Origin of the sequence: Enterocloster citroniae (genome assembly GCF_040545455.1) — a bacterium.
Lineage (GTDB): Bacteria > Bacillota > Clostridia > Lachnospirales > Lachnospiraceae > Enterocloster > Enterocloster citroniae.
This window is the reverse complement of sequence record NZ_JBEPLZ010000002.1, coordinates 211,644-226,083: the sequence shown is the minus strand read 5'-3', so window position 1 is coordinate 226,083 and position 14,440 is coordinate 211,644. Positions and strand designations below refer to the sequence as shown.

The 14,440-nt window shown below is 49.6% G+C and carries 13 protein-coding genes; 2 read left to right on the top strand and 11 right to left on the bottom strand.

All coding sequences use genetic code 11. The annotated features are described in order from the left end of the window. Positions 1–109 precede the first annotated feature (109 nt). A complete protein-coding gene (locus ABID13_RS03030; protein WP_007860618.1) occupies positions 110–676 on the top strand; it encodes a manganese efflux pump MntP in 567 nt (188 codons plus the stop codon). A gap of 107 nt (positions 677–783) precedes the next feature. On the opposite strand, the gene ABID13_RS03025 is transcribed toward ABID13_RS03030, so the two are convergent. The 3 genes from ABID13_RS03025 to ABID13_RS03015 all read right to left on the bottom strand — a co-directional run bounded on the left by ABID13_RS03025 (position 784) and on the right by ABID13_RS03015 (position 4,201). Then, the gene (locus ABID13_RS03025; RefSeq protein WP_007860619.1) at positions 784–1,530 is read right to left on the bottom strand and encodes a hypothetical protein; all 747 of its coding nucleotides are present in this window, start codon (positions 1,528–1,530) and stop codon (positions 784–786) included. Positions 1,531–1,570: 40 nt separating this feature from the next. Then, entirely contained in the window at positions 1,571–2,797 is a 1,227-nt protein-coding gene (gene tyrS / locus ABID13_RS03020) for a tyrosine--tRNA ligase (protein WP_007860621.1), read from the bottom strand. Between the two features lie 462 nt (positions 2,798–3,259). Next, positions 3,260–4,201, bottom strand: a complete 942-nt coding sequence (locus ABID13_RS03015) for a DMT family transporter (RefSeq protein ID WP_045093229.1) — start codon at positions 4,199–4,201, stop codon at positions 3,260–3,262. A gap of 297 nt (positions 4,202–4,498) precedes the next feature. On the opposite strand from ABID13_RS03015, the gene ABID13_RS03010 reads away from it, so the two are divergent. Further along, the gene (locus ABID13_RS03010) at positions 4,499–5,530 is read left to right on the top strand and encodes a 3-deoxy-7-phosphoheptulonate synthase (protein WP_007860629.1); all 1,032 of its coding nucleotides are present in this window, start codon (positions 4,499–4,501) and stop codon (positions 5,528–5,530) included. Between the two features lie 260 nt (positions 5,531–5,790). On the opposite strand, the gene ABID13_RS03005 is transcribed toward ABID13_RS03010, so the two are convergent. The 8 genes from ABID13_RS03005 to hisH form a co-directional block, all read right to left on the bottom strand. Further along, positions 5,791–6,633: an undecaprenyl-diphosphate phosphatase gene (locus tag ABID13_RS03005; protein ID WP_007860631.1), complete on the bottom strand. Its 843-nt coding sequence runs from the start codon at positions 6,631–6,633 to the stop codon at positions 5,791–5,793. Between the two features lie 81 nt (positions 6,634–6,714). Beyond that, positions 6,715–7,389, bottom strand: a complete 675-nt coding sequence (locus tag ABID13_RS03000; RefSeq protein ID WP_007860632.1) for a uracil-DNA glycosylase — start codon at positions 7,387–7,389, stop codon at positions 6,715–6,717. Positions 7,390–7,612: 223 nt separating this feature from the next. Further along, positions 7,613–8,953, bottom strand: a complete 1,341-nt coding sequence (locus tag ABID13_RS02995) for an APC family permease (protein WP_045093231.1) — start codon at positions 8,951–8,953, stop codon at positions 7,613–7,615. Between the two features lie 75 nt (positions 8,954–9,028). After that, positions 9,029–10,411: an MmgE/PrpD family protein gene (locus tag ABID13_RS02990; RefSeq protein WP_045093232.1), complete on the bottom strand. Its 1,383-nt coding sequence runs from the start codon at positions 10,409–10,411 to the stop codon at positions 9,029–9,031. Between the two features lie 28 nt (positions 10,412–10,439). Continuing rightward, positions 10,440–11,726, bottom strand: a complete 1,287-nt coding sequence (locus ABID13_RS02985; RefSeq protein ID WP_007860635.1) for an MFS transporter — start codon at positions 11,724–11,726, stop codon at positions 10,440–10,442. Between the two features lie 102 nt (positions 11,727–11,828). Next, on the bottom strand, positions 11,829–12,875 hold the full coding sequence (locus ABID13_RS02980; protein ID WP_045093234.1) for a LacI family DNA-binding transcriptional regulator: 1,047 nt from the start codon (positions 12,873–12,875) through the stop codon (positions 11,829–11,831). 169 nt (positions 12,876–13,044) lie between these two features. Further along, the gene (gene hisF / locus ABID13_RS02975; RefSeq protein ID WP_048929818.1) at positions 13,045–13,806 is read right to left on the bottom strand and encodes an imidazole glycerol phosphate synthase subunit HisF; all 762 of its coding nucleotides are present in this window, start codon (positions 13,804–13,806) and stop codon (positions 13,045–13,047) included. A 28-nt stretch (positions 13,807–13,834) separates the two neighbouring features. Beyond that, positions 13,835–14,440 carry an imidazole glycerol phosphate synthase subunit HisH gene (hisH, locus tag ABID13_RS02970; protein WP_048929819.1) on the bottom strand — a complete coding sequence of 202 codons (606 nt, stop codon included), beginning with the start codon at positions 14,438–14,440 and terminating at the stop codon, positions 13,835–13,837.

The following is a 14,440-nucleotide window of genomic DNA, read 5'->3' as shown; positions in this document are numbered from 1 at the left end:
TATCTGGCTTTATTTTAAATAATGAGACTTATCTACGGCAAGAGAGCTGTAGATGGGTCTTTTTTTATACGCCATTCCATATATTAAACCAATAACGGGAGGATCTGCTATGTCATTAACCGAGTTATTCATCATTGCCGTGGGCCTGTCCATGGATGCATTTGCTGTTGCTGTCTGTAAGGGCCTGGCCATGCCCAGGATGAGCTGGAAGGGTGCGCTGATCGTGGGTCTGTACTTTGGAGGATTCCAGGCCGCCATGCCATTGTTGGGATACTTCCTGGGCTCTAAGTTCAGCATGGCTATCCGTGCCTACGACCACTGGGTGGCTTTCCTCCTTCTGGTCCTCATAGGCGCCGGCATGGTGAAGGAGTCCTTTGAAAAAGACGAGTCCTGCGCCAACGCGTCCCTGGATGTGCGCGGCATGGTCCTTCTGGCCGTGGCCACCAGCATCGATGCTCTGGCCGTGGGAGTCACCTTCGCATTCCTGAACGTTGACATTGTTCCTGCCGTGTCCTTTATCGGCGCTGTCACATTTACCCTGTCCATGGTGGGCGTAAAGGTTGGAAATGCCTTTGGCTGCAAATACAAATCCAGGGCGGAGCTGGCCGGAGGCGCCATTCTGATCCTTATGGGGCTTAAGATCCTGCTGGAACATTTGGGGCTGTTGGCATTTTAAAACATATCTGCACCACATATTTTCAGCACATATTCTCAGCACATATCTGCAATAAAAAAGCTGTATCCGGCACATCATACCTGCCGGGTACAGCTTTTTTCATGTTTTTAATCCACTCGTTTACCGCTGGAATCCAGACGGAATCCGTCAATGGTACAGTCCGCGCGCATCACACCGCTGTCAGGGCTCAGGTAATATACATCTCCCTTATAATCCTGCCATCCGGTCTTCATATATCCGTCTGCGCCGAAATAGTACCATTTTTCATTGATCAGGGCCCAGTTCGTGAGAACCTCGTCCTGATATTCATATTTCCATCCCCGGGTCTCTTTTTTCCATTTTCCCAAAAGGATGTTGCGGTATGCATTCATATCCTCCTCGGGAAACACGGAAAAATACATGGACGACCTGGCATCCCCATAACAGAATTCCACCACATAACAGCGGTTTAGGTATTCATAGAGATTGCCTGCTGCCTTTTCCCGCTCCACGGTCTCCGGCCGGACAATGGGATAATGAGTTCCCTCCTTCAGGCCATAAACCGTGCATTCCAGATACTTTTGTGTCTCACCGTCATAGGTGAGAAGATAATAATTCATTGTCACGTCATCAAGATTGATGTCGTTTCTGTCTTTTGTAACCGTGAATGTATCACTTTCCGATGCCCTGTAGCCAAGCACATAGGTGGAATACCCATCATAGATGGATGTCCTTCTGCTGTTGATATCCATGTGCATGGATACAGGCACCTGTGGCTTTACGGCTGCTGCTTCCGAAACAAACACCGAGCCTATACTTAGGACAGCTGCAGCCACAAATGCTCCCAGCTGCCGTACCGGTCTGAAACCGCTCATCCGGCACCCTCCTCTCAATCTTCTGACTCCGCAGGACTTTTTATTTGGCAATGACCTTCATAAAATTCTTTTTGCCGCGCTTAAACACAAGGCCTTCGCCTGCAAACTGGTCCTTTGAGAAAACTGCCTTGATATCCTTTACAGCATTCCCATCCACGGATACACCGCCCTGTTCCACATTTCTTCTTGCCTCTGAACGTGAAGCACAAAGTCCTGACTTCTGAAGCACGCCCAGCACGTCAATGGCGCCATCGGTAAAGTCCTCATCTGTCAGCTGGTATGTGGGCATGTTAGCCGTGTTGCCGCCGGACTCAAACAGGGCTCTTGCCCCTTCCTGCGCCTTGGCTGCCTCTTCCTCACCATGCACCAGGCTGGTGAGTTCATATGCAAGGATCTCTTTGGCCTTATTCAGCTGGCTGCCTTCCCACCGGTCCATCTCATCAATCTGCTCAATCGGAAGGAATGTAAGCATACGCAGGCACTTGAGTACATCCGCATCCGCAATATTCCTCCAGTACTGGTAAAACTCAAAGGGAGATGTCTTATTGGGATCCAGCCAGACAGCGCCGGACTGGGTCTTGCCCATCTTTTTGCCCTCGGAGTTGAGCAGCAGCGTGATGGTCATGGCGTGGGCATCCTTGCCCAGCTTTCTGCGGATCAACTCCGTGCCGCCAAGCATGTTGCTCCACTGGTCATCACCGCCAAACTGCATATTGCAGCCATAGCGCTGGAACAGCTCATAGAAATCAAAGCTCTGCATGATCATGTAGTTGAATTCCAGGAAGCTTAATCCCTTCTCCATCCTCTGCTTATAGCACTCAGCCCTCAGCATGTTGTTGACGGAAAAATGGGGTCCCACTTCCCTGAGAAAATCAATGTAGTTAAGTTCTAACAGCCACTCCGCATTGTTGACCATCAGCGCCTTGCCTTCAGAGAAATCTATAAAACGGCTCATCTGTTTCTTAAAGCAGTCACAGTTGTGCTGGATGATCTCAGGAGTCATCATGGTACGCATGTCGGAACGTCCGGACGGATCTCCGATCATGCCGGTGCCTCCTCCGATCAGGGCGATCGGCTTGTTGCCTGCCATCTGCAGGCGCTTCATCAGGCACAGGGCCATAAAATGCCCTACATGGAGACTGTCAGCCGTTGGATCAAAGCCAATATAGAATACAGCCTTGCCTTCGTTTACCATTTTCTTAATTTCTTCTTCGTTTGTGACCTGGGCAATTAAGCCTCTGGCAACTAATTCTTCGTAAATCTGCATGGTGTTTTCTCCTCTTCCTACTCTAAATATTTTATCATATTTCCTGTTTCATGCAAGGGCTTGATTCTTACGTTTTTCTATCAGGCAGCATTTCCCCGGGAGGGGGAGATGTTTTCCTGAGTACTAAAAAAGCCCCGTCCTCTTGATTCAAAAGGACGAAGCCATGTGCTCCGTGTTACCACCTGATGTTTACAGACAGCTCACGCTGCCCGCCTCTTCGAGTACTGGAGTGCATGCCTCTCCTTTATACTCTAGCACGATAACGTGTGCAGGATCCGTCACAGCCTACTGGGCAGCCGCCGTTGGGTGTGAAGCTCTAAGATGTATTCATGACCTGCTTTCCATGCGCCTCTCATCACCCGGCTGCTTTCTGTATGCTTTTGCAGATCATTACTTGTTCCCGTCATAGCCAATTCATGAAATTATCCCCATTATAGACAGGCTTCCCTGTTTTGTCAAGCCCTAAATACCGTCTGTTATCCCTGCATCCGCCTTTTTTAGGGATTCGGGCCTCTGTGAAAATGTCAGCACAAACACAGCTCCCAGGATCAGGGCAAACCCAATAAAATCAGCAGGGGTAAAGGACGTGTTCAGCCAAAACACGGAAATAATGACCGCGGACACCGGCTCCACACTCCCCATAATGCTTCCCCGCAAAGGGCCTATAAGGCTGACCCCCTGCAAAAACAGACCAAAAGCCAGGGCTGTCCCCACCACGATCACGCCGGCCAGGGCGCCAACGGTTCCCGTATCCCACACCGGCGCGCAGGTCCACGGACGCACGAATATTCCCATGGCAATGCCGCCCATGAACATGCCGAATCCCAGTACCTGGTAGATATCATATTTGAGGATCAGACCGCCTGGTATCATGGTATAGATCATGGAGCTGACAGCGGCCAAAAGGCCCCAGAACAGCGCTTCCCCCGAGATATGGAAGGTGTGGATATCCCCATGGGTCCCTATGACAAAGGTGCCAAGGAGCGACAGCCCGATGGCCCCCAGCTCCAGGCCTTTGGGAAGGCGTTTTCCACGGATGCACACCACCAAAAGGATCAGTACCGGCGACAGGTACTGCAGCACCGTGGCGGTTCCCGCATTGGATGCCTGGATAGCCATAAAATACGTATACTGGCAGAAGGTGATGCCAAAAATAGCAAAGGCCAGAAGATGGAGTGCGTCCTGTTTTTTTCTGAATATATTAAGATTCTCCCTTCCGTTCAGCTTAAATCCTGTCAGGATCAAAAGGATGCCTGCAAAGAAAAGGCGCACGGTCACCAGCCACGGTGCCTGTACCGCCTTCTGCTCAAATAAGAACTGGCCGCAGCATCCTGAAAAACCCCAGCATATGCCGCCTGCCAGCGCCATGATCGTCCCCATGGTCTGTCTGTTCCCTGTCTTCATAGTTATGTTCTGTCTCCTGGTTATGTATTGTGCCCCGTCTATGGATCGTGTCCCGGTCAGGTATTGTCTCCCGGCAGGTATTATCTCCCGGTCAGGTATTGTCTCCCAAAACCGCCATGTCTCTATTTATACTTGGAAATGCCTTTATTGTCAACATTTTCGTGGGATTCACTATTTACGAATCCCTGTTTCTATACTATAATGAAGCATTGGAACATATCCGTGCGCTGGGGGCATTACATATAGATCGATCCCACGCATAACGGCACGGTATTTATACATGGGAGGATATAGAAAATGGGATTCACGTTTATTAACAAACTGCCGACTCCGGCAGAGATACGGGAACAGTTCCCTCTGGACCAGAAGCTGGCACAGATCAAACAGCAGAGGGATGAGGATGTCAAAAAGGTATTCACCGGGGAAAGCGACAAGTTTATTGTGATCATCGGCCCCTGCTCTGCCGACAATGAGGAATCCGTGTGCGATTACACGGGACGCCTTGTTAAGGTTCAGGAAAAAACAAAGGACAAGCTCATCATCATTCCCCGTGTCTACACCAACAAGCCGCGGACCACGGGCGAGGGTTATATGGGCATGGTGCACCAGCCCGATCCTGAGAAGAAGCCCGATATGTTCGAGGGCATCCTGGCCATCCGCCACATGCATATGAGGGTTCTGCGTGAGACAGGTCTGGCCACCGCTGACGAGATGCTTTATCCCGACAACCTGAACTATCTTTCCGACATGATGGCCTATGTGGCAGTGGGCGCCCGCTCTGTGGAAAACCAGTACCACCGCCTGGTAGCCAGCGGATGTGATGTGCCTGTGGGTATGAAGAATCCCACCAGCGGCGACCTGACCGTTATGCTCAACTCCGTGGTGGCCGCCCAGCTGCCTCATGATTTTATCTTCCGGGGCAATGAAGTGCAGTGCCCGGGGAACCCGCTGACACACACCATTCTCAGGGGAGCTGTCAATAAAAGGGGACAGTGCATTCCCAACTACCACTACGAGGACCTGAAGCTGCTCTTTGACCTGTATGCCAAGAGAGATCTGAAGAACCCGGCCTGCATTGTGGATACCAACCACTCCAACTCCAACAAGCAGTACAAGGAGCAGATCCGTATCTCCAAGGAAGTGCTTCACAGCCGCCGTCATTCCAGCGATATCAAAAAGCTGGTCAAGGGACTTATGATCGAGAGTTATATCGAGCCGGGCAGCCAGAAGATCGGCCAGCACTGCTACGGCCAATCCATCACAGACCCCTGTCTGGGCTGGGAAGACTCAGAGCGGCTGTTGTACGAGATCGCCGATAATCTGGACTAAGCGGGAAATCATTCCTGACTATCGCCTCAGCCGGAAGCAAAACCGCAGCTGCCAGTTAGTTTGGGCGCTGTGTTTTGTTTCCGGCTGAAATTATTTCCATCACTTTTTTCAATCCACCTTGGGGAAGCCGGGCGTACTTGGATGTAAATATCAGATATAAAAAGGCCGGCGTATAGGACGCCGGCGGGACAACTCTCTTTTCTCTTTTTAACTCTTCTGCAACTCGTTTGCATCACTTCTTCAACTCGTTTGCAAACCAGTTAACTGGCCAATGCCGTTATTCCAAAATAAGCCAATACGATCACGCCCAGTATGATCCGGTAATATCCAAAGAACTTAAAATCATGCTTGCGCACATAACTCATCAGGAACTGGATGGAGTAGATGGAGACCACAAAGGCGATCAGCATTCCCAGGACCGTATAAAAGATCTGTGGGCCGGTGAATACATTGCCTGCCACAAAATATTTCACCAGCTTTAAAAGGCTGGCTCCGAACATGACCGGGATCCCCAGGAAAAATGAGAACTCGGCAGCAGCGCCCCTGGAGCAGCCCAGCACCATGGCTCCCAGTATGGTGGAGCCGGAACGGGAGGTTCCCGGGATCAGGGCCAGCAGCTGGATCATGCCGATCATAAAGGCTGTCTTGGCTGAAATCTGCCCCACCTTATTGATCTGAGGATTGGAGCAGACGCTGCTGTTCTCCAGTACAATGAACAGCACGCCGTATATGATCAGGGCCGCCGCCACCACATAGGCGTTAAACAGATGGGCTTCCATCCAGTCATCCAAGAGAAGCCCCAGCACGGCCGCGGGCACACATGCGATCACGATCTTGATCCATAAGGCCCAGGTGGCATCCTTTTGGCGGCTGCTCTTGGTAGGGCTGAACGGGTTCAGCTTATGGAAATACATTACCACCACCGCCAGGATAGCCCCCAGCTGGATCACCACCAGAAACACGTCCTTAAACGCATCCGGCTGGTTTAACCGGATGATCTCATCCACCAGTATCATATGCCCTGTGCTGCTTATGGGCAGCCATTCCGTAAAGCCCTCCACAATACCCAATACAATTATCTTCAACACTTCAACTAAAGTCATAAATTCTCCTTACCGCATGACTGCATTGCTCCGGCTGCATGCTGTACATTTTATGTAATCTTTTCGGTCACTATACCTGTTTTATAGATTCTCGATCTGCCAGTCCACAGGCGTCAGGCCGTGTTCTTCAAGAAAGGCATTGGTCTTACTGAACGGCCTGCTGCCAAAAAATCCACGGAACGCGGAAAGGGGACTGGGATGGGGCGCTTCCAGGATCATGTGCTTTGGATTGTTTAACATGGGCTTCTTGGACTGGGCCGGCCTGCCCCAGAGGATAAATACCATGGGCCTGTCCTGCTCATTGAGGATCTTGATCGCCGCGTTGGTAAACTCCTCCCAGCCGATATCGTGGTGGGAATTGGCCTGGTGGGCACGCACCGTAAGAACAGTGTTCAGCAGCATAACGCCCTGATCCGCCCATTTTTTCAGATAACCGTTATTGGGGATATAACATCCCAGGTCATCATGGAGTTCCTGATAAATGTTCACAAGGGAAGGCGGGATCTCCACATCCGGCTTCACGGAAAAACACAGGCCGTGGGCCTGTCCGTCATTGTGGTACGGGTCCTGCCCCAGGATCACCACTTTCACATCAGCCAGAGGCGTGAAGGCAAATGCATTAAAAATATCATCAGGAGCCGGGAATACCTTCCTGGTCTCATACTCGTGCTTTACGGTCTGGTACAGTTTCCTGTAATAATCTTTCTTAAATTCACTGCTTAAGGGCTGCAGCCAATCATTGGATATTGCGGCCATCTTCTGCATCTCCTTTTCTTCTACATAATTATCCATATTTTCATATTTTAGCATAGGAATACAAAGGAAACAACGGATATATACAAAATATTTGTCAAAGATTTGAGGAATTTGGACATGGGAATGGATTAATTCCCATAAAAAATCCGATTCCCCCCTATCCGGAAGGGGAATCGGACCTTTTTACGGAAAACTTGGAAACAGATCAGCCGCCTGGAATGCGTCAGAATCTGATCTCAGTATCGGAGAAACCTTGTTCCTCTTTAATTTTGATCTGGTATTTTTCACGCCAGAAAATATAGGCCGTGGTTGCCGCCAGCACCAGGGCAACTATAAAAAGCAGCACAGGAGGATAATTTTTCATATTCTCATACACGATCCATCCCAGAGCGGTATAGCAGATCATTAAAAATAGAATCAAAGCCGGCTTGCTCATGTGAAACTTTGAGTTTTTCCAAATTTCAGGATACTTATAAAGAACAGCAATACACGCCACATTGGGAATGATCTTTGTCAGGTATGTCAGGCCTGAGGTCATGCGTGAAAACAGCGTTGTGTCAATTCCTAAAAGGATGGGCATAACGGTGATAACAAACATCAGGCTTAGAAGCATATACGGAACACCATGCTTATTAAGCCTTCCGAGAATGCCCGGAAACCATCCCTCCTCACTGCTGCGGACCAGAGCATTTGCTGTGTTTAGGAAACTGGCATTGATGGTCGTGGCAAGGGCGATCAGCGCACCGCCTACAACAAAAAACAGATAACTGTTTCCCGGATAAATTGTTTTTGCCACAAGGGTAAGGGGCTGGTTTGCGGTTTCACTCAAGGGTAAAACACCGGCTGCCACGATTGCGATCAAGGAAAACAGCACCATGGCGGTTCCCGTGATGGCAAGGTTGCCAAGTATAATGGTCCGGTGGGGATTCTTCACACGCCCTCCGCTGTTGGTCAGCCAAAGGCCGCCTCCCATTGCAAAAACCAGCATTGTAACAGAATCCTTCATCCCCTGCGCCCGGTTGAGAAACATTTTGTCAATGGTAAAATTATCAATATTAACTTTTGGAAGTCCTAAAATCAGAAAGCTTCCCCATGCAAGAATTAAAATAATATTGAGGGCTGTCTGGAGCCTTGCCACATTTTTACCCCCAAAAAGATTTGCTATAAAGAAAACAGTCACGACCACCAAAGCGATCACAGTCTTATTAACAGGAAAAATACTGTCCAGATAATTGGCAAAAGAAACTCCCATAAAACCAATGGTTACATCTGTTAAAAAGATGATACAGGCATAAATGCCTCCCAGTTTCCGGTTCAGTATACTGGCATATACGTAATTGCCGCTGGTACGCGGCAAAACGGATGCTGCCAGCAAAAGGGGACCATTTGCTAAAAATACGGCAACGCCTGCAATGAGATAGGCAATGAAAACACCGCTGCCGGTAAAACCAATGCAAACACCTGTCATTGTGATGATTCCGGCTCCGATTACCATTCCAATGCCCGTGGAATAACATTCGGAAAAAGTTAACTTTTGTTTTGTATCATGAGTATTACCAGACATGAACAGATACCTCCTCATTCCATGAAAGATTGCAGCCGGAAGCCGGGACAGTATTTTCCGGCTGCAATACCGTTCTTATTCCCGGATCAGGTACTTTGCAACCTCTGATACGTTGGAATATTCCTCCAGGTGTTCAATTGCATCCACAAACTGTTTGGCTTTTTCCGCTCCGATATACGGGGCCGTACGCGCCATAAAATGTTCACGTTCCTCTTCAAAGGTATAATTATTCTTGGGATGGCCTTTTGGATATTTAAGCGTTTCTGTGACAGTGGCACCATTTTTTAAAGTGACCTCAACTGTTGTTTCAGGAAAATCACGATCCATAAAAATAAGAAATGCTTCATAGCGATCCATCTCAGGGCCAAAAAACTCAACCAGGCGCGACAGTTCTGCAATACGCCCTTCCGGCTGTCTGCTCTCCTGGGTAAACCAGTTTTCGGACGGAAATGGATTGTCCAAATAAGCTGCAAAGCAATGGGGAACACTGTATTGCGCCTGCATGAACACATACGGCCTGCTCATCCCTTTATCCGTATAGATGTCAAGCTGGGGCGACACGCGTATTTTAGCAATCTCCTCTGTCCGGAACTGGTACTTTCTGCAAAGATTATCAAGTCCGTCCAGAGGCGCTTCGATCCATACATTTACAGGCCAATGTTTCAGAAGGGTCTGCATGATCAGGTAATCTTTGCCCAAATCCCGATCCAGCCAATCCCAGTCAACACGGTCACAGATCTGTCTCCAGAAACCGCTGTTTCCATCCAGCCCATCCAGATAAGGCTCGAATCCGATGCTGGTCAACAGCGCGCTGTTGATACCGCATCTTGCAGAAACCCCGTGGGCCACATGATACGTGTCCGTCAGTCCGGTATCACCAAGGGTAAGAGGGGTAAGATAAGCGCCTTTTGTAATGGCTGCCGCGATCTGATCTCCGTCAAACCCAAGTATTTTGCCGGCCGCAACAGTGGAGGAAAAAATCTGCCAGCACACAAGCCCCCAGCCTTTTCCTTTTCCAAAGTAATTGGACAGGTCCGGCTGCACGGACATCGCAATGCGCTGATACACTTCATAAGCCGCAACCACCGCCTCCAGATACCTTTTTCCCGATGCCTTTTGCTGTTCCGCCATGGCAAAGGCTGCCGGTATCGCCCCGGCTGACGCATGTCCGGTCCAGGTACAATCCTCCCAGTCCAGAGTATCCGCGGTCGTACCATTGGCAAAGCCTGCTTCTTCCACAGGAACCTTCAGATCGGTTCCCCAGACAGTTGCCTCAGGAGTCCCGCCTTTTCTGCGCACCATTTCCACGGCCTTTTGCGCAGTGGGTACATTCATGCTTGCAATGGCAACCGCAATGGTGTGCAGCGTGATCTTTTTAGCCTGTTCAATGACTTCGGCGGGCAGATCCTCATATTTCAGTTCAGAAGCATATTTTCCTAATAAACGCGTGTACTGCATAGTGATATCTCCTTTTATGGTTTTTTATTTAGTTTTCAACATATCCCGGATATCCCGGACGGGTTTCCACCCACAAGGGGTTCTTTTTGCTGGTGGCTATGCAGCCAAAAAGTAATAGCAGCAGCGAGATCCCTGCAAACACCAGCAGGACGATCCGGTAAGAACCAGCGTAATCATACACAAAGTTTAACATCGGCGAACCGATCGCATTTCCCACCGTGCGGAAAATAACAGAATAGCTCATAAACTTTGCAAATTCCCGGAATCCGAACACTTCTTTCATAAACAGCGGGAGGATCGTAAAAAGAAGGATCGCAGCCCCCATGAGGAATCCGGCAACCGTTGCGAGAACCGGAGTCGCCGGGGATACGGTGAGCAGCAAGGCGATGGTTCCCAGGTAGGACAATACACAGGCCACGGTAGCCGGCCGGATCCCCCATCTGTCGATCACCTGTCCCAATGGGATCAGAAGAACCAGGGAGCCGATGCTCATGATCCCCACCGCATTGCTGATCGCGGCGGCATCCAGGCCAATATCCGTAAGCTGGGCGGAAAAAATACCAACCACCGGATATACAATGATGCCGGTGATAAAACACCAGGCGTACGCGCTGTAAAGCTTAATATTTTTCATGGACGTATTAAAATCCGCGCCAGGAAGCTTTGAAGGGTCATCCTCCTCTACTTCATCAGACTGTTCCCCGCCCTGGGGAGTCCCCCATGCGTGAAGGCCCTTTTCGCTGGGATGGCTGCGGATTACCGCATATGCGATGACAGCCACCACCAGCATAACCGCCATGGTGTAAAGCATTGACCGCCTCCAGCCGTAATGGCTGATCCAGTAAGCAATGATCTTGGCATTAAAAAAGCCTGCAATATTTCCACACCCGAAAATAACGGAAATCACGGTAGCGCTTTTCTTGGCAAACCAGTTATTTACAATACTTCCCGCTGTAACCTGGCTGGAAAGAGGCCAGATCAGAGCTGAAAAGGCACCTCCAAGGAACAAAAGAGGCACACTGTGTGCAACTGCGTAGCAAACAGCCGATAACGCGGCGCAAAGCAGCCCCATGGTTGCCAGTTCCCGCAGGCCAAACCTTTTTTGGGCCTTGACATACAAGAAGTAGGCAATTGCAGATATGATTTCGTGAATGGTCTGGTGCAATGAGTATGTACCCCGGGAAATATGAAGATCTTCTACGATAGGCACCATATACATGCTGAAAGGATTACTGAACAGATAGATAGCCGGAATAACCAGGCAATATGCTGCCGCAACAGCAAATGCATAATGGAATCTTCCCTTTGTTTGCATAAAAACGATCCTCCTTAATTATTTTAGTAGAAACTGCGGTTCCGGAACGCAGATCTTATTTAAACTTTTTCGGGAACGTTCCCAGAAAAAGCAAAAATAAACCTATAAAAGTAATCTTCTGACAGAATTTCCTTTTGTCAGAGAGTAGGACATGTACACATCTTTATATTCAAGAGTGTCATCCTCAATGACCTCGATCATCAGTTCAGCAATACGTTTTCCGTAGTCATAATCAGGCAAATGGACAGAGGTAATGGAATCAACGCCGCTTTGGTTGATCTCAAGACCTCCTTCAATGGTAACAAGGGAATAGTCCTTTCCCAAAACCTTTTCATGCTTTGCAAAGGCCCCCAGTATTGTGCGGGTGTCAATTGACTCATCGGCAAAAACAGCCGTAAAATCACCAGACCTATAGGTATGGTAAATGGCTTCCTGCAATTTAGATGTTTTCGCAGAATATCCGGTATCTTCATAGGGATTATAAAACTGACAATGCACCTCACCAGAAATGGAAAGGCTTCCGGCCGCATCCTTAAGCGCAGCTTCCCTGCGGCTGAGAAGAAGCTTGTTATTGTCACGGTATATCATTAAGATCCGGCGATGACCATATTCAAGAAGTAAGTGAAACAGGTCATAGCTGTAATTATAGTTGCCCAGATACACCCTGAATCCCTTATCAGAAAGGATCCGGTCACCGGTATAGACAACATTGCGGAACTTGGTTGCAGCATTTTTAATCTGATCCTCTAGGCTGTCCGTTGCACCCAGGGTGATCAAACCGTTAATTCTTTTTTCAGCAAGATATGTCATATATTTGGGCGTGTTAATGCCATTAAAATTATCATAGTCATCATGTACCAGAAACAGGTCATACCCCTGCTGCTGCAGCACATCTGCAACTCCCGCAAAACGGGTGCACAGTGAGGGGTCACGGAACATCATGCCTCCAAGGGAAAGTACTCCGATCACATTGCTGGAATTTCCCCTCAGGCCGCGGGCCATATAATTAGGACGGTACCCCATCTCCTTAACAGCGTCCATAACCTTCTGATAAGAAGCCTGTCCAACCGCATTGCCGTTGAGCACGCGGGATACCGTACTTTTAGACACTCCTGCACGCTTCGCCACATCCCAGATTGAAAAGTCCATATATAATCTCCTTCGGATCAAACAGAATCATTTTGGGAACGTTCCCAAAATCACTATATCAAATTACCACGTAAATGTCAATGAGGAAATATGGATGAAAAACATCCCATAAAAATACCGGCGGGCAGAACCCGCCGGTGAACCCCATCCCTCACTTGTCACAATGCCCTCACAACCGCACACATATCCCTTTTCCCGCCAGATACTCCTTCAGATCCCCTATCTCCAGTTCTTTGTAATGAAACAGGGAGGCGGCCAGGGCTGCATCTGCTTTTCCCTTTGTCAGCGTATCATAGAAATGCTCCATTGTCCCGGCCCCCCCTGAGGCAATGACGGGAACTGAGACATTTTCAGCGATCAGGGCAGTGAGTTCATTGTCATACCCCCCTTTGGTGCCGTCACAGTCCATGCTGGTGAGAAGGATCTCCCCGGCTCCCAGGCGGTCCGCCTCCATGGCCCATTCCACTGCGTCAATGCCCACATCCACCCGTCCGCCGTGTTTGAATATGTTCCAACCGGATCCGTCTTTCCTGCGCCGGGCGTCAATGGCCACCACCACGCACTGACGGCCGAATTTGTCCGCCGCATCGCTGATCAGCCGCGGGCGGTCGATAGCCGAGGAGTTGATGGAAATTTTGTCCGCCCCTTCCCGAAGGAGCATGCGGAAATCCTCCACTGTGCGGATCCCTCCTCCCACCGTAAATGGAATGAACACGGTCTCAGCCACCCTGCGCACCATATCCACCACGGTCCCCCGGTTGTCTGAGGAAGCGGTGATATCCAGGAATACAAGCTCATCCGCCCCGGCCTTGTCATAGGCCGCAGCGATCTCCACCGGATCACCCGCATCCCTGAGATTCACAAAATTTACGCCTTTTACAACACGTCCGTTATTCACATCCAGACATGGGATAATTCTCTTTGTAAACATAGCTCTCTCCTATCATTTTCAGATACACCTAAACTTCCAGAAAATTCTTCAAAATAGACAGACCCACCTGGCTGCTCTTTTCCGGATGGAACTGGCAGGCAAATACATGTTCCTTTTCCACAGCCGCGTGTATATGGGTGCTGTATTCCGTGGAAGCAGCCACAACACGCTCGTCATCGGCTTTCAGATAATAGGAATGGACAAAATACACATAGGCGCCATTGTCAATCCCCCGAAACAGCGTTGCGCCTGGTTTGATGTCCAGGGAATTCCATCCCATGTGGGGTATCTTAAGCCCCGGAGTATCCGGGATCCGCAGAATGCGCCCAGGAAGGATTCCAAGGCCTTCCACGCCCTCACTCTCCTCGCTGCTCTCAAACAAAAGCTGCAGTCCCAGACAGATGCCCAAAAAGGGAGTGCCCTTATCCACTGTCTCCCGGATGACATCCACCAGTCCATACTGGCGAAGGCGGGACATGGCGTCCCCAAAGGAGCCGACCCCGGGCAGTATGACCCGGTCCGCTTCCAGTATGGACTTCCTGTCCCTGGTGATCACCGGTGCCTCTCCCAGGGATATCAGTGCTTTTTCTACGCTGCGCAGATTCCCTGCGTCATAATCGATAATCCCAATCAT

Coding starts and splice junctions, on each gene's coding strand:
- ABID13_RS03030 (WP_007860618.1), top strand. CDS start 110: ATGTCATTAACCGAGTTATTCATCATTGCCGTGGGCCTGTCCATGGAT.
- ABID13_RS03025 (WP_007860619.1), bottom strand. CDS start 1,530: ATGAGCGGTTTCAGACCGGTACGGCAGCTGGGAGCATTTGTGGCTGCA.
- tyrS (WP_007860621.1), bottom strand. CDS start 2,797: ATGCAGATTTACGAAGAATTAGTTGCCAGAGGCTTAATTGCCCAGGTC.
- ABID13_RS03015 (WP_045093229.1), bottom strand. CDS start 4,201: ATGAAGACAGGGAACAGACAGACCATGGGGACGATCATGGCGCTGGCA.
- ABID13_RS03010 (WP_007860629.1), top strand. CDS start 4,499: ATGGGATTCACGTTTATTAACAAACTGCCGACTCCGGCAGAGATACGG.
- ABID13_RS03005 (WP_007860631.1), bottom strand. CDS start 6,633: ATGACTTTAGTTGAAGTGTTGAAGATAATTGTATTGGGTATTGTGGAG.
- ABID13_RS03000 (WP_007860632.1), bottom strand. CDS start 7,389: ATGGCCGCAATATCCAATGATTGGCTGCAGCCCTTAAGCAGTGAATTT.
- ABID13_RS02995 (WP_045093231.1), bottom strand. CDS start 8,953: ATGTCTGGTAATACTCATGATACAAAACAAAAGTTAACTTTTTCCGAA.
- ABID13_RS02990 (WP_045093232.1), bottom strand. CDS start 10,411: ATGCAGTACACGCGTTTATTAGGAAAATATGCTTCTGAACTGAAATAT.
- ABID13_RS02985 (WP_007860635.1), bottom strand. CDS start 11,726: ATGCAAACAAAGGGAAGATTCCATTATGCATTTGCTGTTGCGGCAGCA.
- ABID13_RS02980 (WP_045093234.1), bottom strand. CDS start 12,875: ATGGACTTTTCAATCTGGGATGTGGCGAAGCGTGCAGGAGTGTCTAAA.
- hisF (WP_048929818.1), bottom strand. CDS start 13,806: ATGTTTACAAAGAGAATTATCCCATGTCTGGATGTGAATAACGGACGT.
- hisH (WP_048929819.1), bottom strand. CDS start 14,440: ATGATTGGGATTATCGATTATGACGCAGGGAATCTGCGCAGCGTAGAA.